Source organism: Vibrio sp. 2130-1 (genome assembly GCF_033339515.1).
Genome location: NZ_JAWOUT010000003.1, coordinates 344,638 through 365,610, shown reverse-complemented (window position 1 = coordinate 365,610; position 20,973 = coordinate 344,638). Strand labels below are relative to the sequence as shown.

Sequence of the window (20,973 nt, the reverse complement as noted above, 5' to 3'; positions counted from 1 at the left end):
TCAATTAAGCGGTTTGTGATTCTGGCTTTTTATTCGTTTTTAACGCAAACATCGCGATAACGAGTAACACAAATGGAAGAACATACAAATTAAGATTCTGCCAACCTACGGTAGACTCAAGCCAACCAGATAGTAATGCGGTGATGGTGACACAACTGAACACGAAGAATTCATTAAACGCTTGAGCCTTGCTTCTGTTTTTCGCTTCATAACTTTGACTAAACAGCCCGGTTGCTGCGATAAACATAAAGTTCCACCCTATTCCTAACAGGATTAAAGCAAGACTAAAATGCCAGATAGACACTCCATGTATATTAATTCCAATACAAGCAACAAATAGCAATCCACCCGCCAAAATCATATTCTTAGCGCCAAACCGCTCTATCAGACGGCCCGTGACAAACGCAGGTGCAAACATACCCAACACGTGCCATTCGATCACTCCCGCCGCTTTATCAAAATCAAAGCCACAACCAATCATCGCTAAAGGAGTTGCTGTCATTAAAATGTTCATCACCGCGTACGCAACCATTGCCGCGATAACGGCCAGCATGAAATTAGGTCGACGAATAATCAGTCTCAGCTTATCCGCCTTAGCGTGTAGCGCCTGCGTGTGTGCAGGTGGAAAACGAATGGTTTGTAGCACAACCAACGCGGTTATATAAAGCACGACAAGCACAGCAAATGCACTAATGTATAAGCCATCACCTGACCACTGCTGCGAGTACACGGCCAGATTAGGCCCAAGGATCGCCGCTAACACCCCACCCGCCATAGATATCGAAATCGCCCTATGTCTTGCCGACTCTTCACACACTTCAATGGCAGCAAACCTGTATAGAGTACCGAAACCTATACCAACACCAAGCAAAAACGTAGACATGCAGAACAGATAGAAGTTTTGTTGACTTAATGCATACGTCGCTAGACTAGCACCCAAAATGCCAATGACATTACCAAGGCTAAAACCAAGGCGACGCCCTAACTTGCCCATAATTAGCGACGCGGGAATTGTCGCGGCCATCAGTCCCAAAAACTGCAGTGCAACTGGTAATGTGATAAAACTTGATGACGGCGCAAGTGTTTTGCCAATAAGGGCAATAACAGATATGAGTAAAATATTCCCTGTCATTAATAAGGCTTGGCAGAGGGATAGAAGCCATACATTACGATTCAATTCCAAATTCCTTTTGGTTACAACGTATACAGATAACATATAGGAAAGCAGAAACAATAGAAAGATATGAGAGTAATTCTCAACAAAAAGAGCCAGAGGCATAGTACCTCTGGCTCTTCACTATTCACTTTTCGCTTTTAAAAAGTTTTTCTGTTGAGCTTACTTGTTGCGGCGCGCTTTTACTGCATCAGAAAGCTGACGAAGTACCGTTTCCGTATCTTCCCAACCAATACATGCATCAGTGATCGACTGACCATAAGTGGCTGCTTTGCCATCCACTAAGTCTTGGCGACCTTCAACTAAATGAGACTCGATCATCACTCCAAAAATGGCTTCTTCGCCACCAGAGATTTGCTCGGATACATCATCAGACACCAGCATTTGACGCTTGAACTGCTTCGAGCTGTTAGCATGGCTAAAATCAATCATCACTTTTTTCGGCAGACCTGCGGTGTCCAGCTCATCTTTAATTTGAGCTACATGTGCTGCACTGTAGTTTGGTTCTTTACCGCCACGTAGAATAATATGGCAGTCTGGATTACCAGCGGTTTCTACGATCGCGGAATGACCGTATTTTGTTACTGAAAGGAAGTGATGGGAAGCGCTTGCAGAACGAATCGCGTCGCTCGCTATTTTAATATTCCCATCTGTACCGTTTTTGAAACCTACAGGACAAGAAAGACCAGAAGCAAGCTCGCGGTGAACCTGAGATTCTGTCGTACGAGCACCGATAGCTCCCCAACTGATCAAATCCGCCACGTACTGAGGTGTAATCATATCTAAGAATTCACTTGCCGTCGGCAAGCCCATATCGGTTAGATCAAGAAGAAGTTTACGTCCGATACGTAGACCATCATTTAGCTTATAGGTGTCATTTAAGTAAGGGTCATTGATAAGGCCTTTCCAACCAACGGTCGTACGCGGCTTTTCAAAATAAACTCGCATAACAACCTCAAGCTGCTCGCCCAGTTCATCACGTAATACTTTTAGCTTTTTACCGTACTCAACCGCGGCAGCCGGATCGTGAATAGAACACGGGCCAACGATCACGAGTAATCGATCGTCTTTTCCTTCAAGAATATTGTGAATGGCGTTACGGCAATCAAAAGTGGTCGAAGAAGCGGTTTCAGTCGCTGGGAACTTCTCTAATACTGCAACAGGTGGCAATAACTCTTTTACTCTATTTATTCTTACATCATCAGTTTGAAACATTACTTCTACTTCCTGGTTTTATTTCCGACCCCATTTTTACCAACTGAACTCATTGCAACATTGTTCACAAAGCGAGCAGCATCAAGGGCTGTGGTCATTTTCTGTCTAGCGTTTAAGTAACTTATCGGCTTAGGCGTAGACTTGCAATCAGTTTTTGCAAATAAATGCAAATAAAAACCACCTGTTAACCACCGCGCACAATGTAAAGTAAAGTTTACGAAAAAAAGTTCAAAATAATCATCAATTTTCTTATGCACCAAGAAATCTTTACTACAATGTAAGAAATATCAGAAGTTTGTGAGGTATTTTTGGGTAGTAAATGTTGATCAAGTTCAAATATATTGTTGCTTGATATGAAATGATTAGAATATTAAACTAATTTCTTATAAACGCTGGTTTTTTCTAATTTTTTGATAAAACGAAGTAGAAGTTAATATGCAATCAATACAAGGAAACATTATGAACAAAGTAGCAATTGCAGTAGCAGCAGTGGTAGCTGGTAGTAGCGCGCTTTTAAACTCTGCTCAAGCTGAAATGTACATCGGGGGCAAATTGGGCATGACTACACTTGACGACGCTTGCTATCTAAATAGCCCTTGTGATGATGAAGCGTTCGGTGCAGGACTACATATCGGTTATGACTTTACCGATATCATCGGGCTAGAGTACGGCGTAGACTTCTTAGGCGACTATGAAGGAAACTCTAGGTCAGGGGCTAATACGATTAATACGATTGACGGCAATCTAACGGCTTTAACACTTGCACCTAAATTCAACTGGCACTTAAACGACTCTTGGAATCTGTTTGCTAAGATCGGTGGTGCTTACATGATGTCTGATGACGAAACAGACTTTGTCCCAACAGGTTCTTTGGGTGCTGAATACTCGATCGATAGAAACTGGAGTGTTCGCGCTGAATACCAACGTTACCAAGACATGTCTGACGACGTGTGGGACGACATGGATGCTAACTTCTTTGGTATCGGTGTTAACTACAAATTCGCAGCTGCTCCAGTTGTTGCAGCAGTTGTAACGGAAGAAGTGATCGAGCCAGATCCAGAACCAGTGATGATGAGCAAGGTGCACAAAGAAGAGTACGGTACAGGTACGTTTGAATTCGATAGTGCTAAGTTAACAGAGTCCGTTTCTGAACGTCTGGACAACTTTGTTTCATTCTTGAACGAATATCCTCAAGCTCAAGTAGAGATTACTGGTTACACAGATAGCTCAGGCCCTGCGGCATACAACCAAAAACTGTCTGAGCGTCGTGCTCAATCTGTTGCTGATTACCTAACCGCAGCTGGCATTGGTTCAGATCGTTTGACAGTCAAAGGTATGGGTGAAGAAAACCCAGTTGCTGACAACAGCACTCGCGAAGGTCGTGAGAAAAACCGTCGCGTAGAAGTTGTAGTACCTTCATTTGAATACCAAGAGCTAGTTCAACCAGAATAAGCATCTATGATTCATGATCGATGATGTGGCAAAAATTTATGGGGTGCATTTGCACCCCATTTTGATCTCATATTAAGGGATATTGCCACTATGGTTTTGGGAAAAAGATCAACTCATTATCTTGCACCATAACACAATCCATACCAGCTGCATGCGCCGCTCGCTTCCCCAGCTCAGTATCCTCAAACACAAGACACTGTGACGCCTCCAAGTCGAGTTGTTCCGCGGCCACCAAAAAAGTATCTGGAAAGGGTTTATGGTTCTCTACATCACTCGCGGTTACTACAACATCCAACTTGTCTAATAAACCTGCATGGCTTAATAAGCGCATGGCACTTTCTCGTTGGCTGCCAGTCCCGACTGCAATTTTCTTATGGCCTAAATATTCCTCTAACACGATGTTCGTGCAAGGAATAACGCCACCATGAAGCTCGATAGCAGCGAATGTTTCCATTTTAAATGTCGCGACAGTTTTAGGATCTAATGAAAGCTCATGCACACGATTTAGTTCCTCAACAATTTTAAAGCTCGGCATCCCTCCTAAACTGTGAAACCACTCCTGACAAAACGGAAAATCAAAACGCTCAGCAGTTGCTTGCCAAGCTGCCAAGTGGGCTGGCATGGTATCGATTAGAGTACCATCCATATCAAATATGAATCCCTCATAGGGTCTAAAATCAATCGTGCTCATGTCTTTTCTTCTATTTGTGCATCTGTAATGTTAATTTATCAGCTCTTTCAATCGTCCTTACCGGCATTTACTTGTCATGCTCAAAATTTCGAACTCCGTCACAATTCAAGAGTGGGAAATTCAATTATCCCCAATTAGAGCTCAAGGAAATGGTGGCCAGAACGTTAACAAGGTAGCGTCTGCTATACACCTGCGCTTTGATATCCAGCATTCCAGTTTACCTGACTTTTACAAAGAGCGATTACTTGCACTTTCTGATAGTCGTATAAGTAAAGATGGCGTGATCATCATCAAAGCGCAACAATTTCGGACACAAGAACAAAATAAGGAAGACGCCCTAAATCGGCTTCAAGCATTGATAAAAGCTGCCGCTTTACAGGAGAAGAAGCGTATTAAAACGAAACCAACCCGCGCTTCTCAACGCCGACGACTTGATACAAAAAACAAGCACGGAGCGAAAAAACAGCAACGTAAGAAAGTGCTGTATTAGTGCATGTCGTTTTCTCGACATTTAGTTGAACAACGTTTGCTAGCCCTTGGAAATCTCATTGGATTTCTCTTTTTAGTTACTTATTCAGGAAACAACAATATGACTATTAGGCAAAAACTCTACTTCCTCGGAGTTATCGCCATTTTAGGCATCGTGGCCCTTTTGGGTACGTCATCCCATTTTGAAAATAAGAGCAATGATCTTAATCACGCCATCAAACTCGTTGGTGATCTAGAAATACGCTTACTCAACTTACGCAGAAATGAAAAAGATTTCCTACTACGTAGTAATGACAAATATCTAAATAAGTTTGACGCCAATGTTGACAAGTTTATAGACACAGAAAAAGAGCTTGCGAACATACTCAAGAGTAATGAATTACCTTCCAGTCAACAATTTAAGCAAGACTTGCTCGCATACCAAAGGGGCTTTCAGAATCTGGTCAGCGCTTACCAACGATACGGGCTTGATTCAAAGAGTGGGCTTCTCGCTGGTTACGAACAAGCACTATTAGAAGCAAAACAACGTTCAGACCACCAGCAGTTATTGGCATTAGTCCGTTTTGACTCTGCGGTAAAAGCAGGACTATTCAATAGTGACTTGCTTGAGGGGCAATATGCTCCTGAGCTTATCAAAACAGGTAAGCAATTGGCGGCCCAAAAGCAAGTTGTTGGGGTTGCTTATGACAAAGGCCTACTCGGTGAAACTCGCGCATTATCCCATGCCGTAGAAGAGCAATTTGAAACCTTTTCCACAGCCCTTAGCTCTGCTGCCGCACAACGTGATGAACAAATGTCGACCATCAAGCAGGTCATTACAGCTCTGATCTTAGTCGTTATTTTCGCATTGATTTGGCAAATTTCACGTTCAATCAATACGCGAGTGAATAGCTTACTTGGCACCATTCGAAGTATCAGCGAAACGAACAACATGGGACTTCGATCTGATTTGAAAGGTCAAGACGAGCTATTTGATATCAGTCATCACCTCAATGACCTATTGGATAAGCTTGAGCATCTAATTAGTAGTACCCAAGAAAAATCGGCGCAACTCACTGCAAGTACCGATAATATGCATCGTGAGTTAGAAGGCGTTATGGAGCAATTCCACACGCAAACTGACCACACAGCATCAATGGCGACGGCAGTTCAGCAAATGGTTGCCACAATAGGTGAAATCTCTGAAAGCACATCAGTTGCGGTAGAAGGCGTACATCAGGCAGCGAATAATGCCGAACAAGGTCGAGGAGTTGTTGAGGCGACGGTAACCAACATCGGTCAACTAACCACGATTTTATCAAACAGCCAGCAGTCGATTGGCTCGCTGAATCAGCATGTAGATAAAATTGGTGGTGCCGTGAACACCATCCAAGAAATTGCAGAGCAAACCAACCTACTAGCTCTCAACGCAGCAATTGAAGCCGCGCGAGCAGGCGAACAAGGCCGCGGGTTTGCAGTTGTCGCCGATGAAGTACGCGCCCTAGCTAGCCGAACTCATCAATCCACAGAGGAAATCACGCGGGTCGTTGCAGACATTCAAACTCAAATGTCTACAGTTGTTGCTGATATTGATCAATGTAACGATCAAGGGCAACAAACACTTAATGCTTCTGAAAAACTGGATTCTAGCCTGCAACAGATCATTACTGACATGCATTCAATTCAAGGTAATTCGGAGCGCATAGCTTCAGCAATTGAAGAACAAGGTATCGTGATGAACCAAGTTAGCGGTTCAATCACCGAGCTAAACGCAATATCTGAGAATAACATGCAATCCGCTCAGGAATGCTTGCATGAAGTGAACTCTGTCTCTGCTCAAGCTCATGATATGGATGAAGCCGTTGCACAATTCAAAACTGCGCTAAAATAACCCTTTTCAAAATAGAAAGCCCGAAGCAATCATTGCTTCGGGCTTTTTTTCAATTGTCACTTCGTGCTTACTGCGCACTTCGGATGTGATTATTCATCATCAAGAGGAACCAGCTTGGTGTTGCCGCCATGAACTTTCTCACGCTGTCTTTGCACCAGAGCGTAGAAGCCTGGGATCAAGAATGTACCTGCTAGAAGCACACACAATAGACCACCAATCAGCGACACGCCGAGTGAGTTTTGACTCACGTGCCCCGCGCCAGCGGCAAAGATAAGCGGGAAGATACCCAGGATAAATGACCAAGATGTCATATTCACAGCGCGGAAACGTAACGTGCCTCCTTTAACCGCTGCACTATCGATATCAGCATCTTTTTCTTCACGCTCTTGCTTGGCGAACTCCACAATCAAAATTGCGTTTTTCGCCGCCAAGGCTATGAGCAAGACAAGACCAATTTGGGCATACAAGTTAAGCGGCGTGCCAGTTAGATTTAACGCAAGGAAGGAACCTAACGTGGCTACTGGGACCACCAAAATAATAGCCAGTGGAATACTCCAACTTTCATACTGAGCCACCATAAACAAGTAAATGAAGATCAAAGCCAGCGCAAACGCATAAATGGCTTGGTTGCCCGCAAGCACTTCCTGATAAGCCATACCTGTCCATTCATACGTGTACCCTTGCGGAAGAACTTCAGCAGCAACGCGTTCCATTGCGGCAATCGCATCACCACTAGAGTAACCCGGAGCTGGTTGGCCTTGAATGATAGCACTGCGGTACATGTTGTAACGCCATGCCACATCAGGCTCAAACACTTGCTCGTAGCTCACTAGCGTACTTAACGGAACCATATCACCGTTCGAAGAACGAACATGGAAACGCTCTAGATCTTCCATGCTGCTACGGTGCTGGCTATCAGCTTGCATGGTTACGCGGAAGTTCTTACCAAACATGGTGAAGTCATTCACATAAAGCGAACCTAAGTTGCCTTGCAAGGTTTGGAAAATAGACGACAGCGAAATACCTAATTGCTGCGCTTTCTCACGATCGATATCAACGTAGTAGTGCGGAACATTCGCGCGGAACGTGCTAAACGTGTAGGCAATTTCAGGCGCTTGGTTAGCCGCTTGGATCATTTCTCCCATGACCATCGACAAATCGGTACGACTTCGCCCTAGCGTGTCTTCAAGCACAAACTCAAAACCAGACGCAGCGCCCATACCAGGAACCGCCGGTGGTCCCATCGCAAAAACAACCGCTTGAGGTAGCTCTGTCGCCGCTCGACCGTTAATACGTGCCGCGATAGCATTAGCAGAGTGCTCTCCTTGCAGCGAGTTACGAGTATCCCAGTCATGCAATTTGATAAATACAGAAGCACCGTTTGATGCTGCTGCGCCTGTCATAAACGAGTAACCATTCGCAACCGTCACACCATCCACACCAGGTTCTTCACCGATCATTTTCATTAAATCATTGGTGACTTCTTCAGTACGTGATAAAGAGGCTGAATCCGGTAGCTGTACGTTAACCAGCAAAATGCCTTTATCTTCTTGAGGAACAAACGCTGTAGAGGTGGTTTTCGCAAAGAAAGTGACCGCTGCGATAGCAACTATAAAGAACGTCACGAGCAGTAAAGACTTCTTCACCAAGAAACCAGCGATCTGGCCATAACGCGTAGTGATGCGCTCTAAGCCTCGGTTGAAAGCCTGGAACCAGTTAGCGGTATTGCCCCCACCCTGCTTCAATACCAGAGAACAAAGTGCTGGGGACAGCGTCAATGCATTGATGGATGAAATCACAACCGAAATACAGATGGTCAAAGCGAACTGGCGATACATGATACCAGTGATACCTGGCAGCATGGCAACAGGTATGAATACCGCAAGTAGGACCAAGGTCGACGTGATGATTGGGCCCGTTACTTCTTTCATCGCTAGCAACGTCGCTTTACGCGGTGAAATAGTTGGGTCTTTCGCCATGGTAGTATCGACGTTTTCGATAACCAGAATCGCATCATCCACCACGATACCAATCGCAAGGATCAAGCCAAACAAAGTAACCGTATTAATGGTGAAGCCCGTTGCCTGCATGATGGCAAACGTACCAATCAGAGAAACGGGGATCGCGACAACAGGAATCAACGTTGCACGCGCACTACCCAAGAACAAGTAAGTTACAGCAATCACCAATAGAATCGCTTCAATCAGTGTTTTTACTACCCCTTTGATCGATTCAGATACGAACACGGTTGTATCGTAGCTGGTCTCGTATTCCATTCCCTCTGGGAAGTTTTTGCTCAAGCCTTCAAGGAGCTCCATGACGGCCTGACCACTTTCTAACGCATTCGCATCCGATTGAAGAGACAACGCAACGATTGACGCGTCCTTGCCACGGAACTTACCGTTACCATCGTAGAACTTTTTGCCTAGTTCGACACGAGCGACATCTTTCAGATAAACCGTGGAACCATTTGGATTAGCTCGAAGGACAACGTTCTCAAACTCGCTCACGCTTTCCAAGCGACCTTTGGTCACAAGGTTAAACTGAACTTCTTGCGGATTGTTGTATGGTGCTGCACCTACACGCCCTGCCGCAACTTGAACGTTCTGTTCAGCCAAAGCGGCGTATACGTCTGACGTGGTTAGCTTAAGGTTGGCCATTTTTTCAGGATCTAACCAAACACGCATTGCGTATTCGCCACCACCAATCACGTTAACTTCACTGATACCTTTCGCACGAGCCAACTGATCTTTTACATTCAAGTTAATGTAGTTAATCAAGAACTGATCATCGTATTTGCCATCAGGTGAATAGAAGTTAAGTACCATCAGCAAGTCAGGTGAACGCTTTTTCACCGTCACACCAACCATGCGAACTTCTTGAGGCAGTTTTGACTCAATCTGTGACACGCGGTTTTGCACGTTAACTTGCGCCATATCTGGATCGGTGCCGACATCGAACGTGACGTTTAGGCTATAAGAGCCATCGTTCGCGCTCTTTGAAGACATGTATATCATATCCTCAACGCCGTTGACTGAGGTCTCTATGGGGTCCGCAATGGCCTGCTCGACAACTTCCGCACTCGCGCCAGTGTAGTAAGCCGAAACGCTTACTGATGGCGGGCTTATCTGTGGATACTCAGCCACTGGCAAAATCGCCAGTGAGATCGCGCCGGCTAGCGTTAATATGATCGAAATAACCAGCGCGAATTTAGGTCTCTGAATAAAGAAACGACTTAACATAGTGCCCCCTACTGCTTATCTTCAGCAGGTGCTTGAAGGCGCACTTCTACACCATTACGCACACGTTGTAGGCCTTGTGTAATAACTGTATCTTCCTGATCGAGCCCTTCTCGAATGATAATGCCTTGTTCAACCTGAGGACCAAGCTCGACGTTGCGACGCTCTGCCACACTTCCCTCAGCCATCACCATCACAAAGTCACCTTCTAAGTCAGTCTGTACGGCACGTCGTGGGATAACAATAACGTCTTTCGTGTTCTTATCTCTCAAGTTCACTTTGATGTGTTGACCCGGAAGTAACTTCTGCTCTGGGTTTGGCACTAGCGCGCGCATAGCAATCGTACCCGTTTTGGTGTCAATACGATTACCTAAGAAATCAAGCTTACCGAGATGCTCAAAAAACTGTCCATTTTCCAGTTCAAGCTGAACTTCAACGCGGTTTGATTCAGCCGAGCCATCACCTTTTACTTGATCCATACCCATAGCTAAACGCTCGCGCTCACTCACACTAAATGAAGTATGCACTGGGTCTAAGCTCACCAATGTCGTCAGCACGCCAGATGATGGAGAAACCAGATCACCCGTACTCACTTTGGTATCACTAATACGTCCGCTAAAAGGTGCTCGGATTTGAGTATAGGAAAGGTTAACTTCAGCAAGTTTAAGTTGAGCATTTGCCGCTTCTAGCTCTGCTCTCGCACCAAGAAGTGCCGCAGTTAAAGCATCAAACTCAGATTGAGAGATACTACCGCGAGGCAACAAGTTTTTACCTCGAGTATGATCTAATTCGGCTTTTTTTAGCGCCGCTTTAGCTTGTGCAAGTGCGGCTTTAGCACTCGCGACTTGGGCTTCAAAAGAAGATGGCTCGATAGAGTAAAGGAGCTGCCCTTTTTCTACCATTTGCCCCTCTTCAAAGTGACGAGCTTTTAAGTAGCCAGAAATCTGCGCGGTAATATTGGTATCTTCTACTGCTTCAATGCGACCGATATAAGACTTGCTCGGTTGGTAGTCGATAACCGTGACATCCTGAGTCACTACGAGAGGCGCTTGACCTTTCGTTTGGGCATTATTAGCTTCCCCGCATCCAGCGAGGATTGCTGTAGCCGCCATTAGTGCGACAAGTGGTTTCTTTTGCATGTATTTACCGTCTTTATAGAACAGGATATTGTTGAATTCCTATCAACCTTACTCCTTGCTGCCACTGAAAACTTCACTGAAAAGCGCCCAAGGTGTTTCTAAATGTAAACATGAGAAACAAAAGGAAAATAAAGTAATTTAGTTAACAGTGGTATTCAATGAGCAATATACATACAACTCAATCATAACTATTTAATATACGCCTTAGGAGATCGCGAATTTTAGCGTGTGCTTGGAAACACTAACGGGAGTATTGTATTCGGACGTAAAGTGAGATTCAGTGCTCAAGATAAGAACGTTTTGTGGCTAAAAAGGTGAAAAGTGACGCCTTCATACTCAAGACCCCGATTTTGACTATTTTTTTAATATAAATGGGTTATCATTCAATTAATTCAACGCCTTCGACAGAGAGGATGACTATGATTTCTAAATGGGCGAAACGCTTTTACCAGATGGCAGAACTAGTGGCGTCTTGGAGTAAGGACCCATCAACACAAGTCGGTGCCGTTATTACTAAACAGAATCGCATTGTATCTGTTGGATTTAATGGCTATCCGCATGGTGTTTCTGACAGTGTCGACACCGATGAGCGCGAGTTGAAATACCTTAAAACACTGCACGCGGAAGAGAACGCAATTTTGTTCTCAAAACGTGACTTAGACGGATGTGATATTTGGGTAACGCATTTTCCTTGCCCTAACTGCGCGGCAAAGATCATTCAAACAGGGATCTCACACGTACACTGCCCTGAGCAGTCTGAAGACTTTTTATCTCGCTGGGGAGATAAAATCCAAGTCAGTCAAGATATGTTCGATCAAGCGGGTGTGAAAGTCGACTGGTTACCACTAGAAGACATTGAAATTGAAGACAAAGACGTGCGCTAGTATTCCATCTTAATATTTAAATAGCCCAGAGAGATCTGGGCTATTTTGTTATTAAATCTGCAAGAGGTCTCGACGTAGTCTTTTAACTGTGTTTTTTCGCTGTGAGCTCAGCAATTTTGACAATAACGAGTACTGATTTTTCCATCATTTCAACAGAAATAAACTCATGAATTCCGTGGAAGTTAAAACCACCGGTGAAGATATTCGGGCACGGCAAACCCATAAAAGATAAACGAGCACCATCTGTACCACCACGAATAGGTTTTATAATCGGTTCCACATCACACGCTTCCATCGCTTGCTTTGCCAGCTCAATGATATGAGGGTAAGGCTCAACCATTTCTCTCATATTGTAATAGCTGTCTTTTATCTTTAGCTCTACAGAACCATGGCGTAAACCCGTGTTCATTTCATCGACGAGTTTCTGCATAAAGGCTTTTCGATCCTCAAGTCTTTGACGGTCAAAGTCTCTAATAATGTAACCTAGCTCGCTTCGTGCAACGCCCATTTCTGCCGATTTTAAATGGAAGAACCCTTCGTAACCTTCGGTTGTTTCCGGAGTTTGATCTTGGGGCATTTGAACTTGAAATTTCGCAGCCAAGTTCATCGCATTGACCATTTTGCCTTTTGCGGTACCTGGATGAACGCTAACTCCATGAAAAATTACATCAGCGTTTGCTGCATTAAAGTTTTCGTATTCCAATTCACCTTGCGGGCCACCATCTATAGTGTATGCCCATTTCGCGCCAAACTTTTTAACGTCAAACAAATCTGCACCACGACCGATTTCTTCATCCGGAGTAAAGCCGATACAAATGTCGCCGTGTGGAATGTCTGGGTTTTCCAGTAGCAGAGCTACCGCGGAAAGAATCTCTGCGATACCGGCTTTGTTATCCGCGCCAAGTAATGTAGTGCCATCGGTAGTAATAAGATTGTGGCCATGTAGGTGATGTAAATCGGGGTATTGCACGGGAGATAGCACTTCATCCCCCAACCCTAATGCAATATCGCCACCTTGGTAATCTTCGATGAATTGCGGCTTTACGTTTTTGCCAGATGCATCCGGCGCGGTATCCATATGGGCAATGAAGCCGATAGGAGGAACCTCATAATCAACATTGGCTGGCAGTTTAGCCATCAAGTAGCCATTTTTATCCAAAATCACGTCACTTAAACCAAGCTCGATCATCTCTTTTTTAAGTAACTCAGCAAACACAAGCTGACCAGGTGAACTTGGGCAAAGCGTCACATGTGGATTGGATTGGGTATCAAACGTGACGTATCGAAGAAATCTTTCAACTAAATGTTTCATATTTATTCTCATTGTTTTGTACGATGAGGCCTTATCACGCATTGATAAGCTGACGTTGCCTCATCAAACCTCACGCTATGTTACGCTCTTAGTTCAATAAGAATTTGCTTTGAATCATTTTTTGATAAGAAAGGCTTCTGCACTTTGCCCTCGCTAATTGAAGCACGAATTTAATCTAAAAGTTCCTCTGCCAGTACTCGCCACTCTTTAACCTTTTCACGAAAATGACGCCATTGCTTATCGGTCATCGAACGAGAAACATCTAATGTCAGTTGATCAACCAATGCAAAGTTAGAGTCAATATTCAGAGAAAGCTGCTCACTATAATAACTCTCTGGCTCGAACAAGAGTCGCATAAATATATCTTGATAAGTCACAACATTAGATTTGTTGTCGAACAAGTATTCGAGCTCTTGATATACCGTGGCTCGATAATCTCTCCATAAAGGGCTGTTTAAAATAACTTGCTGAGAAAATGTTTGAGCTAATTGACGCTGATTTCCTGATAGATTCCCCAGCCATTCTTCCATCCACTCTTCAGTGTTATCCAGAATAATTTCACGCACTTCGTCTTCTGTCTTATCGGCATATTTTGCGTTTCGCTCTTGATAATGTTCTTGTACATTACTCAAAAACTCGCGTTCTTGCTCTTTCGTTAATTGCAAACTTAACGCAAAAAGATCTGGTGCTGCTTTGCTTACCACTCTATCGTAATGCGCTCGCGTTCTATCTCGATTTTGTTGTATGTAATTTAAGGTGATATCGCTCGCTTTTAATCTCTCAAGGTCTTTTAAATGTTCGATATATAATGGTAACTCCTCTTTCTTGTGCCAGTCTGCCAACAATAATAAGCGCTCTTCCACTAGGACTTCTTGTTCCCCTTGCAACGAGACATAGTCCTCTAAGTAATCGAGCACGAACCAATCGATATTGCTGTATAAAAACTTTTTCGCACAACCGGCAAGCAGAAATACGAAACAAAATAGAAGGCCATAACGAAGCGCCTTATTAGATACATCCTTTAATTTAGTCACTTATTCGTATTCCCTTTTCTGTTGATTAAGTTCTATACTCAACCTGTATCACTTAGTATTGCGGCAAACTTACACCAGTGTGACAAATATTGATTGCCACCTTAATAATATATAGAGTTTGAAATTAACTTTTTGATCACAGCTATCCGCAAAAAAGTGAGTTAGAGCGCAATTATCGGCTAAAAAACGTACCGAACGACGCTCCCTATAACGGCATATAATTTGCATGGATGTTTTTTGGATGGTTTATGGAGGCGAAGTATGGCAGCCGCTGAGCAACTTGATACCAGTGTAGAATATGAGATTCGATATTTTGAACAGGGGAAAATGCACTGCATGAGAGTCATTGCTGAAAGCAAAAAAGTGGCTTATCAGTACTATTTGGAGTGTGGTAAGCACAACAGTGACTTGTACTCTATTCGCCCAGACAAGTAAAAAAACCGCCTAACAGGCGGTTTTTTTATTCGTCAGAATCAATATAACTGTTTGATTTTATTTATTATTACAGATTCAAATCCAACAATGTTATTTGATGTCGCCAAAGCGCTCAAGATAAAGGACGGTTGCTGCAGTACGAGAAGGAACTTGAAGCTTTTTAAGTAAACTCTTCATATGTACTTTAACCGTAGACTCAGAGATAAAAAGACGATCGGCAATTTGCTTGTTGCGGAAACCTCTTGCCACCTCTCTTAAGATCTGCGATTCACGATCGGTCAGTGTATCAAACACGTCCTCTTGCTCTGAACGTTCACTCAAATACTTAGAAACTTCTTGGCTGTATGCCTTGTCCCCTTGGTGCGCTTGTTTTAGCAACTCAACCAACTCATCGGGCTCAGTGTCTTTCAATAAATAGCCATCGGCACCACTTCGAACTATTGCTTCGATATCTGCTGGGCTATCTGAAACGGTTAGAATGACAATTCTGGCTTCACAGCCATCTGCACGCAGTGCTTGCAAAGTATCAAGGCCAGACATGCCTTTCATATTAAGATCAAGAAGTACAAGATCCAGTTCCAGCTCATGCGCTTTCGCTACTGCATCCGCGCCATTACTTGCTTCTGCAATAACCTCAAACTCAGGCTCAAAGCTTAAAAGCTGGTGGATACCTCTTCGCATGAGTGGATGATCATCCACCAGCATTACTTTACACACTGTCACTGTTTACTTCCTTACTATGTTGGAATTCTAATTTTACGGTACAACCTTTGTTTATCGATGCTTCGATGTGAAGATCGGCATGCAGTCTAGCGGCCCGCTCTTGCATGATACTCATACCGTAATGATTTAATTTTTCGTCTTGATGTTCAAAGCCTATTCCATCGTCGCTAACGGTTACTGTGACTTTTCCATCATTATCGAGACATTGAATGTGAATATTATCTGCTTGCGCATGTTTGATAGCATTAATTGCCGCTTCTCTTATCAACTGTAGTAAATGAACCTGCTGATGTGCATCCAGTTCAGTTGATGAAAGTCTATTTTTTAGCGTAATGTCCGCAGCAGTTTGTTCACTGAGCGTTTCAACCATGTCTTGCAATGCTTGGCCAAAACTGCCCTCTTTAATCGTAAGACGAAACGTCGTCAGCAACTCGCGTAACTGCGTATAAGCCGCAGATAAGCCCGTATCTAGCTCAGCAATAACTTGATTAGCCTGCGCGATCGCCTTTTCGTCAGGTAAGTTCTTTACGCTTCTCTTTAACAAAGCGACCTGAATTTTTAAGTAAGAGAGTGCTTGAGCCAATGAATCATGCAACTCCCGAGCAATAGTGGCTCGCTCTTCCATCAGCAGAATTTGTTCTGCTTGGCGCTGCGCCCGATTGTAATACACGGCGCGTGATAAAATCTGCACGAAGTTGTCAATAAGAGCCTCGTTCGGACAAGGTAACCCTGCTTTCCAATATAAATAGCCCAAGTGCTCGCCATCTAGCATCAGGGCTTTACCGTGGCAATCTTCATCACAATCTTGGCAGCATTCTTCTCCTTCCATCAATATCCAGCTCGGTTCTCCCAGCTGCTCGATTTCAAGTTTGACCGCTTTAATGCCCTCAAGACTGACAATATGCTGCAAAATCGCCTGGAAATTGTCTTGATTAATACGCGACGCCGTGAGTTCTTTTGACGAGTCATACAGCACTTCTAAAGACTGGTTGGCATGCTGCAATTTACGTGTTTTCTCATCAACCGCTTGCTCTAATCCTCGGTACAACTTACCAAGGTCTGTCGCCATCCGGTTAAAGGTTCGAGTCAGTATTCCCATTTCATTATCGCTAGATACATTGAGCGATATATTGAATGAGCGATTTTTAATTTGCTCGCTAGCAAAAACTAAGGCACGCAGAGGCCGAACAACTTCGAGGCGCACAAAATGAACGACAAACATACTGACACAAAGGATGCCACCCAACCCTAACCCGCCGATCCAGGCTAAGTTAATCAGTTTTTGCTCCGAAAAGCTTTGCAGCTTAAATACAAACTCATCGATTTGTTCAACAAAACCGGCCACTAGGAGTTGATATTCTGCCGGGTTGTCTCCTCTAAGCACCGCCTTGAGTTCATGCCATCTGATAATAAGACGGTAGTAATCGTGAGTGATGTCTTCAGGCACAGACCAATGCTGAAGCGCTTTCATTGAAGGTGAATATATCGAATGTTCAAATGCGTCAATATGTGAAGAATAGTCAACAGATTTAACCTGAATATCATTCGCCAGACGGTAGCTTTGCATTCGCATCGAGCCAGCAACATTGACGGCTTCAGCATCGTTCAAACTGGACGCTAACGTAAAAATCGCAAAACCAGTCGTAGCGACTGAGAGCAGCAAAATAAGAAGCATCGCGGACGCAATCGTGCGCGTCACTGACTTTTTCACATTTTTAAACAATCTGAGTTCCTCGCCCATTAACAATCCTATTTGTACGTGCAATGAACCCATTACCTTTCAACTTTATCAATATGTGATCACCTGCGACGGAATTTATTGATCCAAAACAATATTGCATACCATTTACCCCCTAAGAGGTATTTATACAAATATGTCAAAAACTACAATTTCGTTAGTTTAAATGACAGTTTATTAATGAAAATTGTGGACTATGCTTAGTTTGGGTTCCAAGTTTCGAGGTGACTAAGTGGTAGACCTTTCCAGAAGAAGACTCTTTGCAAGAAAAGCGCACCCCGACAACGCCGTACGTTTGCCTTGGTTAACTAAACCGGAACAGTTTACGGACGATTGCACTCGCTGCGGTAAATGCATTGAGGCCTGTGAAACAAAGATTATAACCAAAAGTGATGGCGGATTCCCCTCGGTCGATTTTTCCATCGATGAATGCACATTTTGCTATCAATGTGCAAACGCCTGTCCTGAGCCCCTTTTCTTGCCAGATACAGAACAACCTTGGCAAGCAAAAGCAAGTATCAACGATAACTGCTTAGCAAAACAAAATGTCGAATGCCGAAGCTGTGGGGATATGTGCGACCCGATGGCAATTCAGTTCAAATTAGAACTGGGGAAAGTAGCACAACCCAATTTAGACCTTGATGAGTGTAACGGCTGCGGCGCCTGTGTTTCAGTGTGCCCGACTTCATCCATCAATGTGAGCAATATAACTGCCTAAGCCGAATGTCGTCGGCCAAAGGCAATAAAAATAAATGAGAGAGCTATATGTCACTAAATGAAGTGCATATTTCAAGTTTGGTAGTACATGTGCTGCCGGAACATTTGGACGAAATCAAACAAAAGATAGAAGCACACGAAAATGCGGAAATCTATGGTGACAGTCCTGAAGGCAAGATTATCGTCGTACTTGAAACTGAGAACCAAGGTTTCATCACAGACACTATCGACGCCATTAACAATTTACCGAACGTCTTAAGCACGGTATTGGTTTATCACCAAATCGAAACTGGGCTTGAAGAAACGGATGAAGAAGACACTGGAACACAACATTCCCAAATCGAGGGTGAAGTATGAAAATGACAAGACGTGCGTTTGTGAAAGCAAACGCGGCTGCATCAGCTGCTGCTGTCGCAGGTGTGACACTACCAGCATCTGCAGCCAACCTGATTGCAAGCTCTGATCAAACCAAAATCACATGGGACAAAGCACCTTGTCGTTTCTGTGGTACAGGCTGTTCTGTTCTTGTTGGCACTCAAAACGGCAAAGTGGTAGCAACACAGGGTGACCCAGAAGCACCAGTAAACAAAGGTCTAAACTGCATCAAAGGTTACTTCCTTTCTAAGATCATGTACGGTCAAGACCGTCTAACTCAACCGATGCTACGAATGAAAGATGGCAAATTCCACAAAGATGGTGAATTTACACCTATCTCTTGGGATGACGCTTTCGACATCATGGCTGAGAAATGGAAAGCTTCCCTCGAGAAAAAAGGCCCAACAAGCGTAGGTATGTTTGGCTCAGGCCAATGGACAGTAATGGAAGGCTACGCTGCATCAAAGTTAATGAAAGCAGGCTTCCGATCAAACAACATTGATCCAAACGCTCGTCACTGTATGGCTTCTGCCGTTGTAGGTTTCATGCGCGCATTCGGTATCGATGAGCCAATGGGTTGTTACGATGACTTCGAGAACGCAGACGCTTTCGTTCTTTGGGGCTCAAACATGGCAGAGATGCACCCGGTTCTATGGACTCGCATTACTGACCGCCGCCTAAGCCATCCTCACGTTAAAGTGAACGTGCTTTCTACTTACTACCATCGTTCATTTGAGTTGGCAGACCACGGCTACATTTTCAATCCTCAGTCTGACCTTGCAATTGCTAACTTCATCGCAAACTACATCATCGAAAACGATGCAGTAAACTGGGACTTCGTGAACAAACACACGAACTTCACTCAAGCAGACACTGACATCGGCTACGGTCTACGTGACGATGATCCGCTACAAAAAGCAGCGAAGAACCCGAACTCTGGCAAACTCACTTCTATCTCATTCGAAGAGTACAAGAAATCAGTAGCGCCATACACAGTAGAGAAAGTATCTGAAATCTCTGGTGTTGAGAAAGAGAAGCTTATCGAGCTTGCGAAGCAATACGCGGATCCAAACACGAAAGTGATGTCTCTATGGACGATGGGTATGAACCAGCATACTCGTGGTGTATGGATGAATAACTTGGTTTACAACATCCACCTACTAACCGGTAAGATCTCGACCCCGGGGAACAGCCCATTCTCACTAACGGGCCAACCATCAGCATGTGGTACCGCTCGTGAGGTTGGTACGTTTGCTCACCGCCTACCAGCGGACATGGTGGTTGCTAACCCTAAACACCGTAAGATTGCAGAAGACATCTGGAAACTGCCAGAAGGTACGATTCCACCAAAACCTGGCTTCCACGCCGTATTGCAAGACCGTATGCTGAATGACGGCGTTCTGAACTGTTACTGGGTTCAATGTAACAACAATATGCAAGCCGGTCCAAACATCAACACAGAACGTCTTCCAGGTTACCGCAACCCAGAAAACTTCATCGTTGTGTCTGACCCATACCCGACAGCAACAGCACAAGCAGCAGACCTTATTCTTCCTACCGCAATGTGGATTGAAAAAGAAGGTGCTTACGGTAACGCAGAGCGTCGTACCCAAGCTTGGTACCAACAAGTGGGCACAGTCGGTCAAGCAAAATCGGACCTTTGGCAACTAATGGAGTTCTCGAAACGCTTCAAAATGGAAGAAGTGTGGCCTGAAGAGCTTCTAGCGAAAGCGCCTCAATACCGTGGTAAAACAATGTACGACGTACTTTACCGCAATGGTAACGTCGACAAATTCCCTATCGAAGAAGCTCGTGAACTGAATGACGATGCTCACCACTTCGGTTTCTATGTTCAAAAAGGTCTGTTTGAGGAATACGCAACATTTGGTCGTGGTCACGGGCATGATTTGGCTCCATACGACCGTTACCATGAAGTACGTGGTCTACGTTGGCCTGTTGTTGATGGTAAGGAAACACAGTGGCGCTTTAAAGAAGGTTCAGACCCATACGCGAAAGAAGGTTCTGGTTGGGACTTCTACGGCAATGCTGATGGCAAAGCGAAGATCATTTCCGCGCCATACGAAGCGCCACCAGAAGTACCGAACGATGAATTTGATATGTGGTTATGTACTGGTCGTGTTCTTGAGCATTGGCACACAGGCACCATGACTCGTCGTGTACCTGAATTATACAAAGCAGTACCAGACGCAGTGTGTTACATGCACCCAGAAGACGCAAAAGCACGCAATGTTCGTCGTGGTGAAGAAGTACTCATGGCAAACAAACGCGGTGAAGTACGCGTTCGTGTTGAAACTCGCGGTCGTAACCGTCCGCCAAAAGGCTTGGTATTCGTACCGTTCTTTGATGCACGTATTTTGATTAACAAGCTTATCCTAGATGCGACTGATCCACTGTCTAAACAGACAGACTTTAAGAAGTGCCCAGTCAAAATCACTAAGATTGCTTAACCTTCAGATACTGAATGC

The 20,973-nt window shown here is 44.2% G+C and carries 17 protein-coding genes; 8 read left to right on the top strand and 9 right to left on the bottom strand.

The window, feature by feature from the left end; translation table 11 throughout:
• Positions 1-4 precede the first annotated feature (4 nt).
• Both R7Q09_RS06460 and aroG read right to left on the bottom strand, forming a co-directional pair.
• Positions 5-1,177 carry an MFS transporter gene (locus R7Q09_RS06460; RefSeq protein ID WP_025767923.1) on the bottom strand — a complete coding sequence of 391 codons (1,173 nt, stop codon included), beginning with the start codon at positions 1,175-1,177 and terminating at the stop codon, positions 5-7.
• A gap of 159 nt (positions 1,178-1,336) precedes the next feature.
• On the bottom strand, positions 1,337-2,389 hold the full coding sequence (aroG, locus tag R7Q09_RS06455) for a 3-deoxy-7-phosphoheptulonate synthase AroG (protein WP_005389030.1): 1,053 nt from the start codon (positions 2,387-2,389) through the stop codon (positions 1,337-1,339).
• 459 nt (positions 2,390-2,848) lie between these two features.
• On the opposite strand from aroG, the gene R7Q09_RS06450 reads away from it, so the two are divergent.
• Complete coding sequence (locus tag R7Q09_RS06450; protein ID WP_318070620.1) at positions 2,849-3,841, top strand: OmpA family protein; 993 nt, start codon at positions 2,849-2,851, stop codon at positions 3,839-3,841.
• Between the two features lie 88 nt (positions 3,842-3,929).
• On the opposite strand, the gene R7Q09_RS06445 is transcribed toward R7Q09_RS06450, so the two are convergent.
• On the bottom strand, positions 3,930-4,532 hold the full coding sequence (locus tag R7Q09_RS06445) for a beta-phosphoglucomutase family hydrolase (RefSeq protein WP_176311459.1): 603 nt from the start codon (positions 4,530-4,532) through the stop codon (positions 3,930-3,932).
• Positions 4,533-4,608: 76 nt separating this feature from the next.
• On the opposite strand from R7Q09_RS06445, the gene arfB reads away from it, so the two are divergent.
• Positions 4,609-5,022 carry an alternative ribosome rescue aminoacyl-tRNA hydrolase ArfB gene (arfB, locus tag R7Q09_RS06440; protein WP_170893137.1) on the top strand — a complete coding sequence of 138 codons (414 nt, stop codon included), beginning with the start codon at positions 4,609-4,611 and terminating at the stop codon, positions 5,020-5,022.
• 99 nt (positions 5,023-5,121) lie between these two features.
• Entirely contained in the window at positions 5,122-6,891 is a 1,770-nt protein-coding gene (locus R7Q09_RS06435) for a methyl-accepting chemotaxis protein (RefSeq protein WP_318070619.1), read from the top strand.
• 89 nt (positions 6,892-6,980) lie between these two features.
• Here R7Q09_RS06435 and vmeZ read toward each other — a convergent pair whose 3' ends face one another.
• Entirely contained in the window at positions 6,981-10,133 is a 3,153-nt protein-coding gene (gene vmeZ / locus R7Q09_RS06430; protein ID WP_318070618.1) for a multidrug efflux RND transporter permease subunit VmeZ, read from the bottom strand.
• Positions 10,134-10,141: 8 nt separating this feature from the next.
• Entirely contained in the window at positions 10,142-11,269 is a 1,128-nt protein-coding gene (gene vmeY, locus R7Q09_RS06425; protein WP_017635193.1) for a multidrug efflux RND transporter periplasmic adaptor subunit VmeY, read from the bottom strand.
• 419 nt (positions 11,270-11,688) lie between these two features.
• On the opposite strand from vmeY, the gene R7Q09_RS06420 reads away from it, so the two are divergent.
• Positions 11,689-12,153 carry a dCMP deaminase family protein gene (locus R7Q09_RS06420; protein ID WP_005373515.1) on the top strand — a complete coding sequence of 155 codons (465 nt, stop codon included), beginning with the start codon at positions 11,689-11,691 and terminating at the stop codon, positions 12,151-12,153.
• 82 nt (positions 12,154-12,235) lie between these two features.
• On the opposite strand, the gene pepT is transcribed toward R7Q09_RS06420, so the two are convergent.
• On the bottom strand, positions 12,236-13,465 hold the full coding sequence (gene pepT, locus R7Q09_RS06415; RefSeq protein WP_176311456.1) for a peptidase T: 1,230 nt from the start codon (positions 13,463-13,465) through the stop codon (positions 12,236-12,238).
• A gap of 170 nt (positions 13,466-13,635) precedes the next feature.
• On the bottom strand, positions 13,636-14,499 hold the full coding sequence (locus tag R7Q09_RS06410) for a DUF6279 family lipoprotein (RefSeq protein ID WP_318070617.1): 864 nt from the start codon (positions 14,497-14,499) through the stop codon (positions 13,636-13,638).
• 261 nt (positions 14,500-14,760) lie between these two features.
• On the opposite strand from R7Q09_RS06410, the gene R7Q09_RS06405 reads away from it, so the two are divergent.
• Entirely contained in the window at positions 14,761-14,934 is a 174-nt protein-coding gene (locus tag R7Q09_RS06405) for a hypothetical protein (protein WP_005373524.1), read from the top strand.
• 90 nt (positions 14,935-15,024) lie between these two features.
• Here R7Q09_RS06405 and R7Q09_RS06400 read toward each other — a convergent pair whose 3' ends face one another.
• Both R7Q09_RS06400 and narQ read right to left on the bottom strand, forming a co-directional pair.
• Entirely contained in the window at positions 15,025-15,639 is a 615-nt protein-coding gene (locus R7Q09_RS06400; RefSeq protein WP_031777156.1) for a response regulator, read from the bottom strand.
• Between the two features lie 4 nt (positions 15,640-15,643).
• Positions 15,644-17,380, bottom strand: a complete 1,737-nt coding sequence (gene narQ / locus R7Q09_RS06395; RefSeq protein WP_025767926.1) for a nitrate/nitrite two-component system sensor histidine kinase NarQ — start codon at positions 17,378-17,380, stop codon at positions 15,644-15,646.
• 247 nt (positions 17,381-17,627) lie between these two features.
• Here narQ and napF point away from each other — a divergent pair, with 247 nt between their 5' ends.
• The 3 genes from napF to napA are packed head-to-tail and all read left to right on the top strand — an operon-like array spanning position 17,628 to position 20,955.
• Entirely contained in the window at positions 17,628-18,113 is a 486-nt protein-coding gene (gene napF, locus R7Q09_RS06390) for a ferredoxin-type protein NapF (RefSeq protein ID WP_104976222.1), read from the top strand.
• 47 nt (positions 18,114-18,160) lie between these two features.
• Positions 18,161-18,469, top strand: coding sequence for a chaperone NapD (locus tag R7Q09_RS06385; protein ID WP_005373535.1), 309 nt, complete (start codon positions 18,161-18,163; stop codon positions 18,467-18,469).
• Positions 18,466-20,955, top strand: coding sequence for a periplasmic nitrate reductase subunit alpha (gene napA, locus R7Q09_RS06380; protein ID WP_213963673.1), 2,490 nt, complete (start codon positions 18,466-18,468; stop codon positions 20,953-20,955). The genes R7Q09_RS06385 and napA overlap by 4 nt, the downstream gene beginning before the upstream one ends.
• Positions 20,956-20,973: the final 18 nt, after the last annotated feature.